Source organism: Haloarcula mannanilytica (assembly GCF_005406125.1).
In the GTDB taxonomy this organism is placed as follows: Archaea; Halobacteriota; Halobacteria; order Halobacteriales; family Haloarculaceae; genus Haloarcula; species Haloarcula mannanilytica.
The window spans coordinates 1,348,325-1,366,615 of sequence record NZ_BIXZ01000001.1; the positions used below are offsets into that span (position 1 = coordinate 1,348,325).

Annotated in this window: 15 protein-coding genes; 10 read left to right on the forward strand and 5 right to left on the reverse strand. The window is 62.4% G+C overall.

The annotated features are described in order from the left end of the window. Nucleotides 1–52: 52 nt before the first annotated feature. The 3 genes from Harman_RS06910 (at nucleotide 53) to Harman_RS21450 (ending at nucleotide 1,886) form a co-directional block, all read left to right on the forward strand. Nucleotides 53–997: a M48 family metallopeptidase gene (locus Harman_RS06910; protein WP_137683055.1), complete on the forward strand. Its 945-nt coding sequence runs from the start codon at nucleotides 53–55 to the stop codon at nucleotides 995–997. A 228-nt stretch (nucleotides 998–1,225) separates the two neighbouring features. Further along, the gene (locus tag Harman_RS06915) at nucleotides 1,226–1,615 is read left to right on the forward strand and encodes an ArsR/SmtB family transcription factor (protein WP_137683056.1); all 390 of its coding nucleotides are present in this window, start codon (nucleotides 1,226–1,228) and stop codon (nucleotides 1,613–1,615) included. A 94-nt stretch (nucleotides 1,616–1,709) separates the two neighbouring features. Beyond that, nucleotides 1,710–1,886, forward strand: a complete 177-nt coding sequence (locus tag Harman_RS21450) for a hypothetical protein (protein WP_200830839.1) — start codon at nucleotides 1,710–1,712, stop codon at nucleotides 1,884–1,886. Between the two features lie 794 nt (nucleotides 1,887–2,680). On the opposite strand, the gene Harman_RS06920 is transcribed toward Harman_RS21450, so the two are convergent. Further along, the gene (locus tag Harman_RS06920) at nucleotides 2,681–3,445 is read right to left on the reverse strand and encodes an IclR family transcriptional regulator (RefSeq protein ID WP_137683057.1); all 765 of its coding nucleotides are present in this window, start codon (nucleotides 3,443–3,445) and stop codon (nucleotides 2,681–2,683) included. Between the two features lie 251 nt (nucleotides 3,446–3,696). Between Harman_RS06920 and xacF the strand changes: the two genes are divergently transcribed. The 4 genes from xacF to Harman_RS06940 all read left to right on the forward strand — a co-directional run bounded on the left by xacF (nucleotide 3,697) and on the right by Harman_RS06940 (nucleotide 9,121). Then, nucleotides 3,697–5,148, forward strand: coding sequence for a 2,5-dioxovalerate dehydrogenase (gene xacF / locus Harman_RS06925; RefSeq protein WP_137683058.1), 1,452 nt, complete (start codon nucleotides 3,697–3,699; stop codon nucleotides 5,146–5,148). 725 nt (nucleotides 5,149–5,873) lie between these two features. Beyond that, entirely contained in the window at nucleotides 5,874–6,956 is a 1,083-nt protein-coding gene (gene gfo6 / locus Harman_RS06930) for a D-xylose 1-dehydrogenase Gfo6 (RefSeq protein ID WP_137683059.1), read from the forward strand. 45 nt (nucleotides 6,957–7,001) lie between these two features. After that, complete coding sequence (locus Harman_RS06935; protein WP_137683060.1) at nucleotides 7,002–7,868, forward strand: MBL fold metallo-hydrolase; 867 nt, start codon at nucleotides 7,002–7,004, stop codon at nucleotides 7,866–7,868. Between the two features lie 77 nt (nucleotides 7,869–7,945). Beyond that, entirely contained in the window at nucleotides 7,946–9,121 is a 1,176-nt protein-coding gene (locus Harman_RS06940; protein WP_137683061.1) for a mandelate racemase family protein, read from the forward strand. A gap of 41 nt (nucleotides 9,122–9,162) precedes the next feature. Here Harman_RS06940 and Harman_RS06945 read toward each other — a convergent pair whose 3' ends face one another. Further along, a complete protein-coding gene (locus tag Harman_RS06945) occupies nucleotides 9,163–10,089 on the reverse strand; it encodes a nucleoside hydrolase (RefSeq protein WP_137683062.1) in 927 nt (308 codons plus the stop codon). Nucleotides 10,090–10,458: 369 nt separating this feature from the next. On the opposite strand from Harman_RS06945, the gene Harman_RS06950 reads away from it, so the two are divergent. After that, nucleotides 10,459–13,917, forward strand: a complete 3,459-nt coding sequence (locus Harman_RS06950) for a CehA/McbA family metallohydrolase (protein ID WP_137683063.1) — start codon at nucleotides 10,459–10,461, stop codon at nucleotides 13,915–13,917. Beyond that, the gene (locus Harman_RS06955) at nucleotides 13,914–14,645 is read left to right on the forward strand and encodes a hypothetical protein (RefSeq protein ID WP_137683064.1); all 732 of its coding nucleotides are present in this window, start codon (nucleotides 13,914–13,916) and stop codon (nucleotides 14,643–14,645) included. The genes Harman_RS06950 and Harman_RS06955 overlap by 4 nt, the downstream gene beginning before the upstream one ends. Nucleotides 14,646–14,715: 70 nt before the next feature. Here the strand turns inward: Harman_RS06955 and Harman_RS06960 are convergent, their stop codons facing one another. Then, a complete protein-coding gene (locus Harman_RS06960; protein WP_137683065.1) occupies nucleotides 14,716–14,910 on the reverse strand; it encodes a XapX domain-containing protein in 195 nt (64 codons plus the stop codon). A 476-nt stretch (nucleotides 14,911–15,386) separates the two neighbouring features. Here Harman_RS06960 and Harman_RS06965 point away from each other — a divergent pair, with 476 nt between their 5' ends. After that, nucleotides 15,387–16,427 (forward strand): zinc-binding dehydrogenase, encoded by a 1,041-nt coding sequence (locus Harman_RS06965; protein WP_137683066.1) that lies wholly within the window; start codon nucleotides 15,387–15,389, stop codon nucleotides 16,425–16,427. A 16-nt stretch (nucleotides 16,428–16,443) separates the two neighbouring features. Here Harman_RS06965 and Harman_RS06970 read toward each other — a convergent pair whose 3' ends face one another. Both Harman_RS06970 and Harman_RS06975 read right to left on the reverse strand, forming a co-directional pair. Next, nucleotides 16,444–17,658 carry a cation:proton antiporter gene (locus tag Harman_RS06970; protein ID WP_137683067.1) on the reverse strand — a complete coding sequence of 405 codons (1,215 nt, stop codon included), beginning with the start codon at nucleotides 17,656–17,658 and terminating at the stop codon, nucleotides 16,444–16,446. Nucleotides 17,659–17,690: 32 nt separating this feature from the next. Then, nucleotides 17,691–18,179, reverse strand: a complete 489-nt coding sequence (locus tag Harman_RS06975; RefSeq protein WP_137683068.1) for a cation:proton antiporter regulatory subunit — start codon at nucleotides 18,177–18,179, stop codon at nucleotides 17,691–17,693. Nucleotides 18,180–18,291 lie beyond the last annotated feature (112 nt).

Below are 18,291 nucleotides of genomic sequence, written 5' to 3' on the forward strand. Positions count from 1 at the left end.
CGGCAGTTGCACCACCGAAGCGGTTTTTTCGCGCAACGGCGTACCGATGAACATGGCTGTGACCCGACGGCTCCTGATGGCCGTCGTCGGACTGTCATCGCTGTTGATCTATCTCGGGGCAGCGTATGTGGGGTACGTGCTTCTGTTGCCGGTGTGGGACAGTCGCCCGTCACCGGCGATGGCCGGGGTAGTCGTCATCGGGACGGCAATCGTTTTCGGCGTTGTGAGCTACTGGGGCGCGACAGCACAACTCAAGCGATCACTCGATGCGGTCGAACTCCGGCGGGCGCGTGCGCCCGACGTATATCAACAGCTCGACGCGCTCGTCGAGCAGATGGATATCCAGACGCCGAGGTTGCTACTGGCAGAGCTACCGGTCCCAAATGCGTTCGCTATCGGCGGGGGCGCTGGCGCGATTGTCGTAGACCGGCGGCTGTTCCGACTGCTCTCGGCCCCTGAGTTCGAGGCGCTGCTGGCACACGAACTCGCACATCTGGAAACCCACGATGCGCTCGTCCAGACTGTCGCGTACAGCCTCGTCCAAACGCTTGTCGGGCTCGTCGGCCTCGTTCTGTTTCCTGTAGTGGTGTTGAGCGGTGGTATCGCCCGATCGCTTGCGTTACTCCGTGGCGACCCGTCGTCGTGGTCACGATCGTGGTTCGGTCGGACCCAGCGGTACGCCCTACAGATCGTTGCTGTCCTTGGAGTGGCCGTGACACTCCTGATACTCGGCTACTCCAGACGCCGTGAAGTGGCGGCCGATGACCGCGCAGTCGAAGTGACGGGGAACCCCATCGCGCTTGCCCGAGCGCTTAAAACGATCGAGCGGGCTTCGAAACCGCATTTCGACCCTCTGAGACAACTGTACGTTCATGGTGAGACGGACACCGAACTGTCGCGCCTCTTGTCGACGCATCCACCGATGGACGAACGAATCCAGCGGTTAAAGGAGCGAGCACGACATACCAAGACAATTCCACGGCGAGAAACAAGCTGATAGGAACTGGAAAACAGTGGTATTCCGGGATAGAACACCAATAGAAGGGGTGGCCAGGTTCACACATAGAGTTCTCGAATATGGATCTATATTCTCCTAATATGTGGTCAAAATTCATAGTATCCATATCTAACGGATACTATGGGTAGCAAGTCGGGAGACGGCCGCGACTGACAACAGCATCTGTGGCACGGAGGATAATTATATGAACAGGGCCAACTGCAGGGTATGACCCAACAGACGGATCGGCTCGAACGACTCATCGCTGACGAGATCGGTGACTGCTGTGCCGCCGACGTCGAAACGCGACTCGAAACGCTGGAAGAGTACGATGCGGCAACACCCTCCCCGACAGAGATGGACCTCGATGCGGTACAGACGCTCGGGAACGAGACGAGATACAACATTGTTCAGCTGCTGGTGACCGCTGACGACCCGCTCTGTGTCTGTGAACTCACTCATCTCATCGAGGTGAGTGACAGCGCGATCAGCCACGCACTGTCGGACCTCCACGACGCTGGCCTCGTCAATCGCGAGAAGGACGGTCAGTGGCGGTACTACGAGCCGACGGACCGGGCGACGGAGCTTATCGCGGCGCTGGATCGAACACGAAATTAAGTGCCAGAGCAGTAGTGACTGTCTCTATATCCCCATAGAGAGCGACATAGTGATCCTAGAAACCGCTATGTTCTGTGGCGATATACAACCGCGTATGCAAGCCAGCATCCCACGGCGAGCAACTGAGGCAGCAGCCGGCCACACATACGGGTGCCCGCTGTGTAACTGCGGTGCGGACAGTAAGGACGATATTTACTGTCATCTGCTGGTCTCACACCGAAAGAGCGCACTTGCTGATGCTCTCCTCGAACGGACTGACTGCGACCAGTAATCCGGTTGTCTGGCAGGAGCACGCCCTGTTGTTCACCGCCGTAATTGTTTGGCGCCAAGAGATTACGCGACGTATTTTCATAACAGCACAGGTATAGACGTATATTCGGATTATAGATATATAAGCTGCAGATCTGTCGCTCTTTTGTGCTGAGATTGCATTACATGAACCAATCATCGTCACTCTGTATTGGTGACTCCTATTGTCGACAGTACGGAGATGACTTGTAGTCCGAATTGACGCCCCAGAGCCCGAGATCGCTCACGCGTGTCTGAGCCGCAGACACTGGAAAGCTGGCGAATATCTGGATCTATTTCCCGAATTTCAGGGGTTTCAGCTCGCTTCTCGGTTTCGTAGCCATAGTGAAATACCCTGAAGGTCTATTAAAATAAATTAGATAGCGCTATATCAAATTGAGGAGGGCAACAAAGTAATCCCGGTCGAACCGTGATGACACTAATAACAGCCATACACGTGTTAGAGAGAGGGACAGGATTTTATATTATGAGCGTCGTCCGACAGACCAGGCCAGTCACGGCGAGACGGTCACACGGAACACCGCGAACAGGAGACTGGAGCGGTGAGTTGTTTCCAAATCAGGGAACACTGCTCTGGTGCAGCAACTGTAAATTTCACAGAGCCACGGGTAACGGAAAGGTCTCTTATCCAGCAAGAGACTTCATGTCGGAATAGATGGAGACAGTCGTTCACGAAGCTGGAACACAATGGGACCCCAGGCGGAACACCAATTACCGACCGAAGATCGTAGCGTCCCGGACGACTCCCGTTGCAGGCTAGGAGTAGGTGACGTTGAGTTCGATGACGTTAGCGACTTCGAGAACCTTCTGTGGAAGTTCATCAGTAAACCGCTCGTCGCGGAACCGATTGGTCGGACCGGAGACGCTAATTGCACCGAGAACGGTACCGTTGTTGTTCAGGACAGGTGCTGCGACACACCGGAGTCCGTCCAGGCGTTCCTCATCATCGAACGCGACGCCAGTCTCCCGAACAGTTTCCAGATCCGCTTCCAGTTCTTCCAGCGTACTGGCTGCCTCGTCGGTTTCGGAGCCGAGTCCGTGTCGCTCGCTGATTGTTTCGACGCGCTCCGAGGGCAGATGAGCGAGGATGGCTTTTCCCAGGGCTGTCGAGTGGAGCGGCACGCGAGTGCCGACGTGGGCTTTCACCTGGACGGCCTGTTCGCCGCGGGCGCGGTACAGATAGGTACCGCGACCGTGCTCCTCGACGAGGACGTTCGCCAGCTCGCCCGTCTCCGAGGCGAGGCGGTCGACTTCGGGTTTGGCAATGCGAAACAGTTTCTGTTGGTGCCTGGAATACGCACCCAGTTCCAGAAACCGGAGCCCGACCCTGTACTGGCCACCGTCGTTGACGATGTACTCCTCCTGTTCGAGTGTGCTGAGGTAGTTGTGGATCGTGCTCTTCGGAAGGTCGAGGTGTCTGGAGAGTTCGGTGACGCCAGCACCGCCGAGCTCTTTGAGGCCGTTGAGTATCTGGAACGTCGTCTCGACAGATTTGACCGGATTTTGTGCCGTTCGTGCCATGTTTGAGTTATCAGCGTCGAAGCGAGACTGCGCCGCTCGGGGGACGGCCCGGGCGTCTACATCCGCGGTTCGGGGCGCAGCCAATACTGCATGTTCGTTATACAGGGATTGTCGACACTCTCTCATTTAAACCCATCGCTCACACGCAACGAGAGCCCACGAGCGGGACTGGCGCGGCAACCTCCGGTTCCGATAGAAACAAAACGGGGATGGGAAACGTGTAAGTATCGGGGACGCGATGCATCGAACGTATGACGCAGACGTACGAGAACTATATCGGTGGCGAGTGGACCGGAAGCGAATCCGGGGAGACACAGGACGTGACGAACCCGGCAGACGAGAGCGATATCGTCAGCACGGTTCCGGTGTCCTCGACAGCGGAAACCGACGAGGCGGTCGCCGCTGCGGTAGACGCGACGGACGAGTGGGCCGGAATGCCCGGGCCGGAACGCGGTGCGATCCTCCGCGAGACCGGGGAGATTCTGAAATCGCAGAAAGACGAACTGGCGGAAACGCTGACTCGTGAAGAGGGGAAGCCCCTCGGCGAAGCCGAAGGCGAGGTACAGCGGGCGATTGACATCTTCTACTACTACGCCGAAAAGGCTCGCGACTTCGGCGGCACCGTCAAACAGCCCAGTGGTGGCCGCGCCGGCCTGCAGACGAAGAAAGAGCCGATGGGTGTCGCAGCGCTCATCACGCCGTGGAACTACCCAATCGCGATTCCGGCCTGGAAGATCGCGCCGGCGCTTGCGGTCGGTAACACCGTCGTCATCAAGCCTGCGATGCAAGCGCCGACCGTCGGTGCGAAGATCATCGAGGCACTGGACGAGGCCGGCATTCCGGACGGCGCTATCAACCTGGTCTGTGGTCCCGGTAGCGAGGTCGGCGAACGGTTGACCACCCACGACGATGTCGACGTAGTGTCGTTCACCGGCAGCGCCTCGGTCGGCGAGCACGTCTACGATCAGGCAACGAACAACGGCAAGCGAGCGCAGGCGGAGATGGGCGGGAAGAACCCGACCGTCGTCATGCCAAGCGCAGACGTAGACAAGGCAGCCGACATCGTCGGTGCCGGGGCCTTCGGCGGCACGGGCCAGGCCTGTACCGCGACCTCTCGGGCCATCGTCCACGAGGACGTGTACGACGAGTTCCTCGACGCCGTCGTCGACTACGCCGAGTCCCTAGAGATAGGGAACGGCCTCGAACGTGCAGGCATGGGGCCACACGTCAGCGAAGACGAACTCGCGGGGAGCCTGGAGTACATCGACATCGCACAGGACGAGGGTGCGACCCTCGAAACCGGCGGCGAGGAGCTCACCGGTGGCGAATACGACGCCGGGAACTTCATCTCGCCGGCCGTCTTCTCCGATGTCGAGCCCGACATGCGCATCGCACAGGAAGAGGTGTTCGGCCCGGTGCTCGCCGTGATCCCCGTCTCCGACTTCGACGAGGGCGTCGAGGTCGCCAACGACATCGACTACGGACTCTCGGCCAGCGTCGTGACCGAGAAGATCGAGGAAGAAAACGAGTTCATCGAACGCTCCGAGTCCGGCGTGGTCAAGGTCAACGAGAAGACCACCGGGCTGGAGCTGCACGTGCCATTCGGCGGCCTCAAACGCTCCTCGACGAACACCTACCGCGAGCAGGGCGACGCCGGCCTGGAGTTCTTCAGCTACATCAAGACGGTGTACCGCAACAGCTAATCCAGGCGGCCACCGTCTCTGACGGCGACATGATAGTTTCATAACAAAATATTTATATACTATTAATCACTACGTGCTATTGCTCTTGTCCACCGCAAGAGCGAGCGTGCAAAGTCATGGTCGTAGCCCAACCGACCGACGATGGTGGAACGGTCCCAGCATCGGCACTGTCTGTCCCGTACAGACGTTCCACTCTCGTTATTGCCCCAGCGTCTGCGCGTTTCGCTGCCAGTAAATACCACAGTCAGACCAGTCGCAGTGCAGCGAGAAACGGTGACTGACCGGTTGGGCACAGCACCGTTTCGTCATCGGCAGTCAGTGCACACGTCCCGTCCCACCGTATCGAACACAGCGGTGTGGCATTTCGAAGTGGGCACTCGCAGATAAGGGGTGGTTCGCAGTTCAGTACGTCTGTTCAGTATCGTGGAACGGTTTCCGTAACGGGTGTACTGCCGTTATTCTCAATACCGGAATCTCGAAATGCAGGCGTATATCGCCGAGAGACGACCGGCAAAACGGCATTTTTCGCACAAAGGTATCGATCCGTCGTTGTAGTAATTCAGCAACGGTGGCTATTCGTCTGTCCCACTATAACAAACAATTATGTCACCTGTCGGGATTTGTTTGCTTAATGCATGAACTATCATTCGCCAGTTCGGAACAGTACGGACCAGCCCGGGTGTGCCAACGCAAGACATAATATCCAGCCAACCGATGCCAGCGTCATGAACGTCGACGCGCTCACGGCCGGGTTCGACCGTCGAGACTGGCAGGAACGGACCGAAACCGACAGTCCGGTTCGGTTTGCGATGATCGGCGTTGGCTGGTGGACTACCGAGCAAGCGATGCCCGCAGTCGAGGCGGGAGACCTCTGTGAGACGACCGTCCTGGTCAGCGGCGACCGCGAGAAAGCAGCCGACGTTGCGGCGGATTCGGAGACGGTCGAGCACGCCATTACCTACGAGGAGTTCCACGACGGAGCCGCGAGCGACGCCTACGACGCCGTCTACATCGTCACCCCGAACGCCCGCCACCTCCCATTCGTCGAGACGGCGGCGGAACTGGATAAGGCGATACTCTGCGAGAAGCCGATGGAGGCCACCATCGAGCGCGCCGAACGGATGGTCGAAGTGTGTGACGACCACGACGCGACGCTGATGATCGCCTACCGGATGCACACCGAGCCGGCCGTCCGGCGAGCGAAAGACCTCATCGACGAGGGGTACATCGGCGAGCCGCTGTTCATCCACGGCAACATGACCGAGCCAATCCTCGACCTCGTGCCCGACCCCGACCAGTGGCGGCTGGACTGGGAGCTTTCGGGCGGGTGTGCCGTCATGGACATCGGCCTCTATCCCCTGAACACGAGCCGGTTTCTGCTGGATGCCGACCCCGTCGCCGTCCGGGGGACGGTCGCCTCGGTGCAAGAGGAGTTTGCCGACGTGCCCGACGAACACGGCGCGTTCCAGCTTGATTTCCCCGGACACGTGTACGCGGTGTGTACTGCCAGCCAGAACGCCCATCTCGACAGCCACATCTCCGTGCTGGGCACCGAAGGGAAGGTCCGCGTCGAACCGGCCTTCTACCCCTGGGACGACCGTGCGCTCCAGCTTTCCCACGAGGGAACGACGGTCGATATCGACTTCGAGCAGATCGACCAGATGGAAGAGGAATTCGAGTACTTCGCCCACTGTCTGCTGACCAACACAGAACCCTACCCCGACGGCGAGCACGGCCTCGTGGACATCAAGACCATCAAGGCCGTCTACGAGGCCGCCGAGACAGAGTCGACGGTCACACTCGATTGAGCGTCGCCACGGGACTTTTTGCCCCCGCCAGTCGTAGTTCGGAGCATGGTTCAGTCAACGTGGGACGATTGGTTTGTCCGCGAGGAAATCGAAGCAACGGACCCCGGCGACGGCGTCACGGTCTGGTATCTCGGCTGTAACGGCTTCGTACTCCGCTCACAGTCGACGACGCTGTACATCGACCCCTACTTTGGGACCGGCGACCCGCCCAACCTCATCCGCATGATTCCGGTCCCAATAGACCCCGCCGACGCCACGCAGTGTGACGCGACGCTGGTCACACACGAACACATCGACCACATGCACCCGCCGTCGTACGGCCCGCTGGTTGAGGACTGCGAGGCAGACCTGTACGCTCCGTCGGGGTCGTACGAATCGCCGGAGTACGACGGCGATTTGCGGGCTCCAGACGCCCAACGCCACGAGATTGCCGTCGGCGACGAGTTCGCTGTGGGCGATTTCACCGTCCACGTCACCGGCGCAAACGACCCCGACTCAATCGAACCGGTGAGCTACGTCATCGAACACGACGCCGGGACGTTCTTCCACGCCGGGGACAGCCGCCCCGCAGAGGCGTTTGCCGACGTGGGCAATCGGTTCGACATCGACGCGGGCGCGCTGGCTTTCGGGACTGTCGGCTCCATCTACGAGCCCGAGCCGGACTGTGGCGTCCGAACGAAGTGGTACATGGACGAAAACGAAATCATCGAGGCCGCGAACCAACTTCAACTCACCCGCTTGCTCCCCGCCCATCACGACATGTGGCAGGGCGAGGCCGGCGACCCGAAGGTGCTACACGAACACGCGGCGTCCTTCGAGTATCCGCGAGTCATCGAACCGCTGTACATCGGCTGTTCGGTGCGGCTAGACGAGCCCGGGATTCAGCGTGTCGGCGCGCTGGATGGGAACTGAAGGGAGCGACGGGGCCCCGTGTCGACAATCCGCGTGGCGGGGTAGCTTTAATAGCCCAACCCCAGAAGGTTCTACAAATGTCACCAACGATAACAAAGATCGAAAGCCGGGAATTCGAGTACCCCCTCGAAGACGTGGGGACCGACAAGCACGGCTTCAATCTGGTGTACGCGCCGGGGGAGACGACGACCCGGAAACTGTTCGGCGTTCGGATTCACACCGACGAAGGAATTACGGGCGAGTACGTCGGCGGCAACTCCCCGGCGGCCGCCCAGTACAACATCGTCGCACAGTACCTCATCGGCAAAGACCCACTGAAACGAGAGAAACACTGGTCGGAGTGCAAGCGCGCGCTCCGGAAGTACGACCGGATGGGCATCGGCCCTATCGACATCGCGCTGTGGGACTTTGCCGGCAAGTACTACGACGCCCCGATCCACGAGCTGCTGGGGACCTACCGCGAGCGCATTCCCGCCTACGCGTCGACGTACCACGGCGATGACGCCGGCGGGCTGGACTCGCCCGAGGCCTTCGCCGACTTCGCCGAGGAGTGCCGCGACGAGGGCTTTGGCGGCTTCAAGATCCACGGCTGGGGCGGCGGGGACGACGCCCGGAGTCTCGACCGCGAGATCGAGGCCGTCCACGCCGTCGGCGAGGCCGTCGGCGACGAGATGGACCTCATGCACGACCCGGCCTGCGAACTGGAGACCTTTGCCGACGCGCTGGAACTGGGCCGGGCACTCGACGAGCAGGGCTTCTTCTGGTACGAGGACCCCTTCCGCGACGGCGGCATCTCACAGCACGCCCACAAGAAACTGGCACAGAAGCTCGATACGCCGATTCTCCAGACGGAACACATCCGCGGACTGGAGATCAAGTCCGATTTCGCCGCCAACGAGGCGACCGACTTCCTTCGGGCCGACCCCGAGTACGACGCGGGCATCACCGGCGCGATCAAGGTGGCCCGCATGGCCGAGGCGTTCGGCCTCGACGTGGAGTTCCACGCGCCCGGCCCCGCCCAACGGCACTGCATCGCCGCCTGTCGGAACTCGAACTACTACGAGATGGCACTGGTCCACCCGGACTGCCAGAACACCCAGCCGCCGGTGTACGAGGGCGGCTACTCCGACCTGATGGACGCCGTCGACTCCGACGGGACAGTTAGCGTCCCCGACGGCCCCGGTCTAGGGGTGGAGTACGACTGGGGCTACATCGAGGACAACACCACCGGAAGCGTCCACACCTACGAATAGCGCCGCTGGCTTTCAGAGGGGCGTTTCCGCCCGGGCTAGAGCTACTCCGCCGCGTACGCCCGGATACCGGTTTCGAGAATCTCGCGGTAACGGGCTACGTCGATGTCGACAGCGACGCGGTTGTTGGGGTCGTTGTCGGTCGTCCCGTGTTCGTCACAGATGACCGCCCCGTGGCAGGGGCCGCCAGTCGTGTCTACCTCTAGATAGTACTCCTCGAAGTCGAGCACCGATTCGTCGATGATATCCGCGACGACGGCAGCGTCGTGGATGGCCGGCGCGTCAGCCAGCGGGTAGGTCCCGGAGTCGGGGCGGTAGTCGAGCCACTGGGCGATGGTCCCGCGGACGCCGCCGGCCTCGCGGTACTCCTCAATAAACTCGGGAGAGACGGTGGCGCGGTTGGTCACGTCGAGCCCGACCATCCGCGTGTCGGCGTCCTGCAGGACGCGACTGGCCGCCGCGGGGTCGTTGTGGAAGTTCGCCTCGGCCATCGGCGTCACGTTCCCGGTCGTCATGGCCGCCCCGCCCATGAGATAGATGTCGCCGACGAGGTCGGGCAAGCGGGGTTCCTTTGCCAGGGCAATCGCCAGATTCGGGAGCGGGCCGACGGCTGCAATCGTCAGTTCGTCCCCGTACTCGTGGGCGGCTTCGACGATTGCGTCGGCCCCGTGGATATCCCGCGTCTCGCCGTCGACATCGGGTATATCGCCGTGGAGGCCGTTCTCGCCGTGGATCCACTCGGCGGTGTCGAGGTCGTCCACGAGCGGACGGCCACAGCCCCGAGCCACCGGCACGTCGTACCCGCCGAGGGCCAGTATCGCGTGGGTGTTTTGCGTCGTGTTCTCGATAGTCGTGTTCCCGCAGACGGTCGAGAGGCCGACGACATCAACCGCGTCATGGCCGAGCGCCATCGCCAACATGACCGCGTCGTCACAGCCGGGGTCCGTATCGAAGAACACTTTGCGTGACATACCCCTTACCTTCCGCCCAGCGTGTATTAAAAGCTGGTCCGGGCTGTCTGTGCCACGGCTGTGGGCAGGTAGACAGAGCAGCGTGCTCTGTGGGCCATCTGTCGGACCGCTATCGCCACCACATAGCGATGTGTCGGGATGTGTGACCGCCAAATGCCCGTGTGCCAGCCGAAACCGTCTTGTACTGCTCAGATGGTGTGCTACCAAGGAACAGGATAGAACGTGACTGCTTCTGGATACACGTGTCCGGACCCGTATAGTTATGGACTGCGTAGGGCGGGGTAACGAATTTCAAAATACGGTCATAATACGGAAACAGTCCGTCAGCACAAACTTTAACTATACAGTCTCAATACCGTACGGAAAGTGATGGACAGGAATCACATACGTTCAGTAGCACTCAGCATACTGCTCGTTTTCTCGGTTATCAGCACTGGCTTCCTCGGAAGCGCCGCCGCTGTGACGAGCGAGCAACGCGAAGTATCGACAGCGAGCAACGGACAGCTGGCACAAACAGCTTCGGGAGAAAGCGTCACCTGTCACTTGAACAGTAGCTGTCCAGTCCCTGATGATTCAGTCGATCTCAACAACAGCGGTGCCGGCGTCGACGTGCTGATCGACGGGAGCCATCAGGGGTCGACGTTCACGGCGTTCGCGAACCGACTCAGCGAGCGCGGGTACGACGTGGACACGAAGCGGTCGACATCCGGCGGCTTGACTTCCTGGAACAGTTCGTCCGCAGACGGGCTGTCGGACTACGACGTGGTCATCATCCCCGTTCCGCAGACGGCCTACAGCGAGGCCGAACAGGCGGCTATCGACGAATACGTCAGAAACGGCGGGAGCCTGTTCGTCGTCGGTGACTGGACCTCGCCGCTGCAGGGCCATGCCGGCAAACTCAACGACATTACCGACCCGTACGGGCTCCACTTCAACGGCGAGAGCGACCGGTGGCTCCGGAACATCCAGGACCCGACCAACAAGACCGTCGAGGAGTACGAGTGGCGGGTCATCCTCCACAACACGGGCCAGCACCCGATCACGAACGCCGTCGATACCGTGGAGTACGACGGGGTCAGCCTCAACGTGACCGACACGGAAAACGGAACTCAGGCCCCGCTGCTGTACGGTGATAACGACACCTACGAGTACACCTACTCCACCACCGAAGAGGAGTTCCCCCGCGGCGAGCGCATCGTTGGCGCGGCCGCGACGTGGGACATCGGTGACAACGGCCGCGTGGTCGCCTTCGGCAGCCAGAAATCGCTCACGACGTATCTCACCGACGAGTGGCAGGCCGACCACCAGCAGACCGACACGCGGCCGTTCCTGTTCCGAACGGTGAAGTGGCTCGCGGCGTCGGGCCACGTCGAGCGGCCTGATAGACCAGTCGCCGTCACCGGCGAGCGGATCAAGGGCGGCGAGACACCGGCAAACGAGACGATAGTGCTCAAAAACAGCGAGATCGCCGCCGCCATCGGCACCGAGACCAACGGCCCCTTCGGTGCGCTGCCGGGCGGTATCTACGACGCCAACGCCTACGGGCTCACGACGGACGAGATCGCCGTCGCCGAGTTCGCCTTCGACGACTTCGGCACGTGGCCGGTGTACGAATCCTTCGAACACCGAAACGCCTCCGGACCGAACGGCTCCGCAGTGGTCGTCGCGGAAGGTCACTTGCAGGACCGGGAGGACGTGGAAATCACGACGACGTACACGCTACCGGCCGACTCGAAGCACATCTGGATCAACACGACGATGGCGAACGGGGGTGACGAACAGTTACCGGTCAACGAGTCCGAACAGCTCCAGAGCGGGGCGGCGCTGAGCTCCGAGAGCCTGTCGACGTGGCTCCCGGGCGAAGGACCGCTCGAAGCGGACCGGTACACGCCGACGAGTGCCGACACACTCGACCAGCCCTGGGCCGCACTCACCGGCGACCGCGTGAGCTACGGCGTCTGGGGCGGCAACGGCTCCTTTACCGCGTACACGGGCGCTGCGACCTGGGTCGACCCGTGGCTGGAACACCGCCTCGACCCCGGTGAAACGCAGTCGGCGGAGTTCGCCTTCTTCGTCGGCGAAGACGGGGCGAGCAGCGCGACCAGCGAGTACTACAACGAACAGCGAGGGACCGCGACAGGAACTGTAACCGGTACCGTCGAGAGCACGGACAACGCGTCCGTCTCACAGGCCACGGTCACCGCCGCGAGGAGCAACCGCACGTACACCTACACCGTCGGGTCGGAAACGGGAACGTACGAACTCGAACTGCCCGCCGGCGAGTACACGCTGACGGCCGACGCCAGCGGCTTCGCGGCGTCAGAGCCCAAGTCCGTCACCGTCAGCGAGGGCGACACGTCTACCGTCAACTTCGATTCGCTTGAGGGGCCGGCCCCAGTCAACGTCACCGCGACGATAGACGACGAGGGCGAGGTCAGCCCCGCCGATGCCCGGATTACGGTGCTCGACGACGGCACCGCGGTCCAGACCGTCTACACGCAGACGACGCCGGCCGGCACGGCCTCGTTCCAGTTGCCGCCCGGCAACTACACGCTGGTGTTCAACCACGGGACCGACTACATCGCCGAACCGGTCGAGAAGAACGTCTCGGTGACACCCGGCGAGTCGGTCAGCGTCAACGCGACGTTCACCGAGGAACTCGACCCCAGCGAGCGCAACTGGGTCGGCATCGACCCCCACGCCCACAGCAGCGTCAGTTTCGATGGCAAGACGCCCATCGACAACTTCGTCGCTATCCAGAAATCGGCGGGTGTCGACGCGGTGTTCATCTCCGACCACAACGCCATCGGCGGCTGGGGGTCGATGGAGTCACAGGCCGAGGAGCGCGACATCATGTTCATCCGGAGCGAGGAGATCACGACCGGCGACCTCGGGCACTTCAACCCCTATCCGATGCACGGCGAGGAGATGGTCGACTCCGAGGGGACCATCGTAGAGTTCATCGAGGAGTCCCGCAGCCGACACAACGCGACGGTGTTCCAGATCAACCATCCGGGTGACCGCTTTGTCGACCTCGACAGTGCGCCCGGCCAGCACGAGGAGTACCTCCCGATGGTCGACGCCATCGAGGCCTACAACGGCCCGTACGGCGAGTCCGACGCCGCCAGCGTCCGGGGTCTGTTCACCCTCTGGAACGAGGGGTACGAAATCACTGCAACGGGCGTCAGCGACGACCACTGTTCGCAGTGCTTCCCGGCGAAGTACGGCAGCGCCCGCACCCGGGCATACGTCGAAGGGACCGTCACGCCCGAGAAGTGGGCACAGTCCGTGAAAGACGGGCACACGTACGCGACGTACGGCCCGGCCGTCGAGTTCACCGTCGACGACCGGATGCCCGGCGAGACCGTGAACGCCTCAGCCGGGTCGAGCGTCACCGCCGAGGCGACGGTCCGCAACCTCGATGAACTCGCCTACGCCGAGGTCATCCGGAACGGCACGACCGTCTCGAACGTCACGCTTGCGGGCACGAACGACACCGTGAGCACCGACGTAGACGTGGACGGGAACGCCTGGGTCGCCCTCCGCGTCGTCGACGAGGACGGCGACCGAGCGCTGACCAGTCCGGTCTGGGTTTCGGCCAGCCAGCAGGCCGAATCCGGAACCGATGGCGGCGGCGAGTCCGGCGGTGCCACGACGACCGCGACGCCGGAGACCGAGAGCGGGTCGACGGCGACGCCGGTGGACGACACCGCGACCGCGCCGCCGGAGACGACAGCCATGTCCGGCCCCGGATTCACCGCCGTCGTCGCGCTGCTCGCACTCGTCGGCGCAGCACTGCTCGCGGCGCGACGGGGACGGAAGCCATGACAGACACCGGCCAGCGACGGACCCGGCGTGGGTTCCTTGGAACCCTCGGGCTGGCGGCGGTGACCAGCGCTGGCTGTAGCAGTCTCGGCGGGACAGGCGATAGCCAGTCGGTTCGCGTTGAGGCCAGCGGGTCGACGGCGACGCCCGACACGAGTGCGACGCCCACGCAGACAGACGAGACGAAGCACCACGACGACGCGCACGACCACGCCGACGACGAACACGAACACGGCGAGGACCATACCCACCACGGCGGGCATGCGGACAGCCACGACGAAACCGAGGCCGCGGCCGGGACCGAACTGGCGGCGTTCGAGTCAAACCTCCGGAAGTGGTTCGTTGACATCGACTCGCTCGCCGTCGAAGACGGCCGTGTCAGGCTGACCTACGTCACGAAGAGCACGCGCGGCCACGAACTCGCCGCCGGTATCGAGACGGTCGTCGTCTCGTTCATCCAGGCGTACGCAGAGGACTGGGGGGTCGAAGGCCTCGACGCAACAGTCATCGAACCCTCCGGCGACGTGATGGGCTACTGGCGAACCGAGTCACGATGGGTCGAACCGGTCGTCGAGGGCCACGAGACCCGGACCGCGCTCCTGGAACGGACGCTCGACACGTACCACGGGCGGCTCACCCGGGACCACGACCACGGGGAGAGCGGAACCGACCATAACGGGACCGAGAGCGGTCACCAGCACCACAACGGAACCGAGCAGACGGCCCACTGACGGGACTGCCGGTTTCAGCATTCGGACAGGAAGAACGGGACGGTTCGATTCGCTCAGCAAAAGGGACAGTTCAGACGTTCAACAGCGACAGCAGACTGACGCCGACATCGAAGTACTCGATGAGGCGATAGCCGACGAGAATCCCGAGGATACCCATGACGCCGGCGAGGTTCGGGGGTGCCGGAATGGGGACATCCAGCAGTCCGAACACGATGCCGGTGGCGACGCCGGTCATCGTTGCGAGGATAACGAGCGAGAGATTCATCGGTAGCTCACCACGGCCCCAGGGCGAGGACCCGTGCCGTCGCGTGTCGGAACGCCCCGAGCGCGGCCGGCGAGTGTGTTTGCAGTGTGTGTCATTGGTGGAGTATAGAAGGGGTTCGAGCGGTAAGTATGCTCCTCCTCGGGCCGGCAGTGGTGTGGCGTAGCATACGACGGCCACTGGTAGAGGTATATAGCAATAGGTGCGGTCATCTATACGTATTTCTCCGAATCTGCTTTCATATTTTCCGATTATGTTTCCATACTGTGGGCGAGTTGGTATTGAAGCTGAAATACGAACTCTTGTATCCAGTTGTCCACTATATAGCCGAGAGGATGGAGACATATATCCCGTAGATACGATTGGTGGAGCGATAGCGTGTCCGAATCGAGCGAGTGGGCAGATGGCTGGTCCCCGCCGCGGGACGGAGAGTCTCCGGGAGGCTTGCGTTTATAAGACTGTCACGATAAATGAGGACGATGCAAGCCGTTCAGTTCGACAGTCACGGCGACCGTGACGTACTCGAGTATGGCGAGTTTCCCGACCCCGAACCGGGCCGCGACGAGGTGGTCATCGACGTGAAGGCGGCCGCGCTGAACCACCTCGACATCTGGACCCGGCGCGGCCTCCCCGGGGTCGATCTCGATATGCCACACATCCCCGGGAGCGACGCTGCCGGCGTCGTCGACGAGGTCGGCGACGGCGTCTCGCGGTTCGAACCGGGCGACCGTGTCGCCGTCCTCGCCGGCAAGAGCGGCGGTGGCGACGAGTTCACGCGGAAAGGCGACCCAACACTGGCGCCTGACTTCCACATCATCGGCGAACACGTCCGGGGCGTCCACAGCGAGTACGCCGCCGTGCCGGCCGAGAACCTCACGCCAGTTCCCGAGGGCGTCGACTGGGAGACGGCCGCCGCATCCCCGCTGGTGTTCCAGACCGCCTGGCGGATGCTGCGGGACCGCGGCGACCTGAAAGCCGGCGAGTCGGTGCTGGTGCTTGGCGCGTCCGGCGGCGTGGGCCACGCGGCGGTCCAGATCGCCGACTACGCCGGCGCTGAGGTGTTCGCCACCGCCAGCAGCAAAGAGAAGCTGGAGTACGCCGAGGAACTGGGGGCCGACCACACCATCAACTACGAGGAGACGGACTTCGCGAGCGAGATTCGGGACCTGACCGACGGCCGCGGCGTCGACATGGTCGTCGACCACATCGGTGCACAGACCTGGCAGGACTCGCTCAAGAGCCTCGTCAAGGGCGGCCGGGTCGTCACCTGCGGCGCGACGACGGGCGGCAATCCCGAGACGGACATCAACCGCATCTTCTGGAACCAACTGCAGGTCATCGGCTCGACGATGGCCACACCCGGCCAGGCCGACGAAGTGCTTGATCTTGTCTGGGAGGGCGAAATGGAGCCGCGCATCCGCGAGACACTGCCGATGAGCGAGATCACCCGCGCCCACGAGATCATCGAGGACCGCGAAGGGTTCGGGAAGGTCGTCGTCGTGCCCGACAGCGAACTGTAGCGGCGGTCGGTGGGGGTTAGGCGCTGTCCCCGAACCGTTCGACCGCAAACCGTTCGAACGGTGCGGAGTACTGCATCAGCACCGTTCCGAGAATACTCATCACGAGCACGTACGCGACGGTGAAGGCGTAAATCGTGTTTGCCATCTCGGCCGACAGCGACGTGCCGGCTCCGGTCACTGCCACCGCCGCGATGATGAGCGAGAACTCGCCGCGGGTCACCATCCCGAGGCCGACGCGGATAGAGCGCCGGGGGTTAAGGTCGTACGCACGGCCGCCGAGGTAGCCAGAGATGAGTTTCGTCGGGGTCGTCACGACGGCAGCCACAGCGACGAGTCCGGCGACGCCGGCGAACAGCCGCGGGTCCGTTTCGAGACCGATCCAGAAGAAGAAGACAGCCGCGAACGTGTCCCGGACGGGTTCCAGGAGGTTCTCCAGGTCGTGTGTGTGTGATGTCGGCGCGAACGCCATTCCGACGAAGAACGCGGCGACGGCTTCGCTGACGCCGATGGCGAGAGCGACACCGGAGATGAGGACTGTGATTCCGATTGCCCGCAACACCGTGTACTCGTTCGATGTTGTCTGGAGGGCGCGCTCGAACCACGGCGTGCCGTAGTGGGCGAGCGCGAGGAGGCCAACGATGAACGCGAGCGCAATGCCGACCGACGTTACGGCGGCGGTGACATCTGAGCCGCCGGTGACCAGCGCAGCCGCGACCGTGAGGTAGACGGCGATGAACAGGTCCTCGAAGACGAGCGTCCCGAGCATCGGGTCGGCCTCGTCGTTGGCGATCCAGCCGAGGTCGATGAGCGACTTCGTGATGATGGCCGACGAGGAGATGTAGACGATACCGGCGACCAGAAAGGCCGCGAGCGGGTCCCGGAACAGCGCGAATCCGAGCAGGAGGCCGGCACCGAAGTTAATGACTAGATCGATAGCACCGACCGCACCGATGCGCTCCTTGCTCGCCAAGAGTCGGTCGAGATTGAACTCCAGGCCGAGGAAAAACAGCAGAAAGACGATCCCCAGCTCGGCCCCGATATCGATGAACTCGGACGATTCGATGACCGGCAGTCCGTAGCCTCCAACGGTGAACTCGCCGGCCACGGACGGTGACAGCACCATCCCTACGACGATGTAAAACGGGATGACCGACTTGTTCGAGGCGGTGGCCGCGACGCCGGCGAGCGCGACAGCGGCAAACAGGATGCCGACAGCGAGTAGGTCAGCCACGGCTATCGGCCTCCAGTGCGACGACCGCCCATCTACAGGTCACCGGTCAGAAGGTCCTCGAAGGCCTCACAGCTCTCGCGCTCGCCGACGACAACGAGCGTATCCCCGGCCGCTATCGTCGTCGTGGGTGCCGGGCCGGAAATCACCTCGCCGTCACGCTGGATCGCAATGACAGTCACACCCGTCCGCTGGCCGACGTTCGCACTCACGAGCGTCTCGCCGACCAGCGGTGAGTCCTCCTCGACCGCGTACCACTCCAGCAGCGTTCCCTCCGTCAGCATCGTCTCCACGTGATCAGACGAGACCGGCTGGAAGTACGCCCCTTCGAGAATTGTCCCGACCATCCGAGCCATCCGGTCGGAGAGTTCGACGAGCTTCTCGGAGTCAGCGTCGTCGCTCTCTTTCAGGTACAGTTCTCGGTTCCCGGTGTTGTGGGTGACGATGACCAGTTGCTCACCGTTCCCGATGTCCACCTCGTGTTTCTTTCCGACACCGGGTAGGTCGCTCTCTTTGACATCCATATCTGCGGACTTGTCGTGGCTAAGGTATAAGATTCAGGTAGTACGGGTGGACAGCAGTCCGCCCGGAGCGCCGCGGTGGAGAGCGTGCCTAGCCCGAACCACCGTTCCGAGC

Bases quoted from the DNA above. Each gene is read 5' to 3' on its own strand.
- Harman_RS06945 (WP_137683062.1), bottom strand. From the start codon at position 10,089: ATGTCACGCAAAGTGTTCTTCGATACGGACCCCGGCTGTGACGACGCG.
- Harman_RS06910 (WP_137683055.1), top strand. From the start codon at position 53: ATGGCTGTGACCCGACGGCTCCTGATGGCCGTCGTCGGACTGTCATCG.
- gfo6 (WP_137683059.1), top strand. From the start codon at position 5,874: ATGAACGTCGACGCGCTCACGGCCGGGTTCGACCGTCGAGACTGGCAG.
- Harman_RS06965 (WP_137683066.1), top strand. From the start codon at position 15,387: ATGCAAGCCGTTCAGTTCGACAGTCACGGCGACCGTGACGTACTCGAG.
- Harman_RS06920 (WP_137683057.1), bottom strand. From the start codon at position 3,445: ATGGCACGAACGGCACAAAATCCGGTCAAATCTGTCGAGACGACGTTC.
- Harman_RS06940 (WP_137683061.1), top strand. From the start codon at position 7,946: ATGTCACCAACGATAACAAAGATCGAAAGCCGGGAATTCGAGTACCCC.
- Harman_RS21450 (WP_200830839.1), top strand. From the start codon at position 1,710: ATGCAAGCCAGCATCCCACGGCGAGCAACTGAGGCAGCAGCCGGCCAC.
- Harman_RS06960 (WP_137683065.1), bottom strand. From the start codon at position 14,910: ATGAATCTCTCGCTCGTTATCCTCGCAACGATGACCGGCGTCGCCACC.
- Harman_RS06955 (WP_137683064.1), top strand. From the start codon at position 13,914: ATGACAGACACCGGCCAGCGACGGACCCGGCGTGGGTTCCTTGGAACC.
- Harman_RS06950 (WP_137683063.1), top strand. From the start codon at position 10,459: ATGGACAGGAATCACATACGTTCAGTAGCACTCAGCATACTGCTCGTT.
- Harman_RS06915 (WP_137683056.1), top strand. From the start codon at position 1,226: ATGACCCAACAGACGGATCGGCTCGAACGACTCATCGCTGACGAGATC.
- Harman_RS06935 (WP_137683060.1), top strand. From the start codon at position 7,002: ATGGTTCAGTCAACGTGGGACGATTGGTTTGTCCGCGAGGAAATCGAA.
- xacF (WP_137683058.1), top strand. From the start codon at position 3,697: ATGACGCAGACGTACGAGAACTATATCGGTGGCGAGTGGACCGGAAGC.
- Harman_RS06975 (WP_137683068.1), bottom strand. From the start codon at position 18,179: ATGGATGTCAAAGAGAGCGACCTACCCGGTGTCGGAAAGAAACACGAG.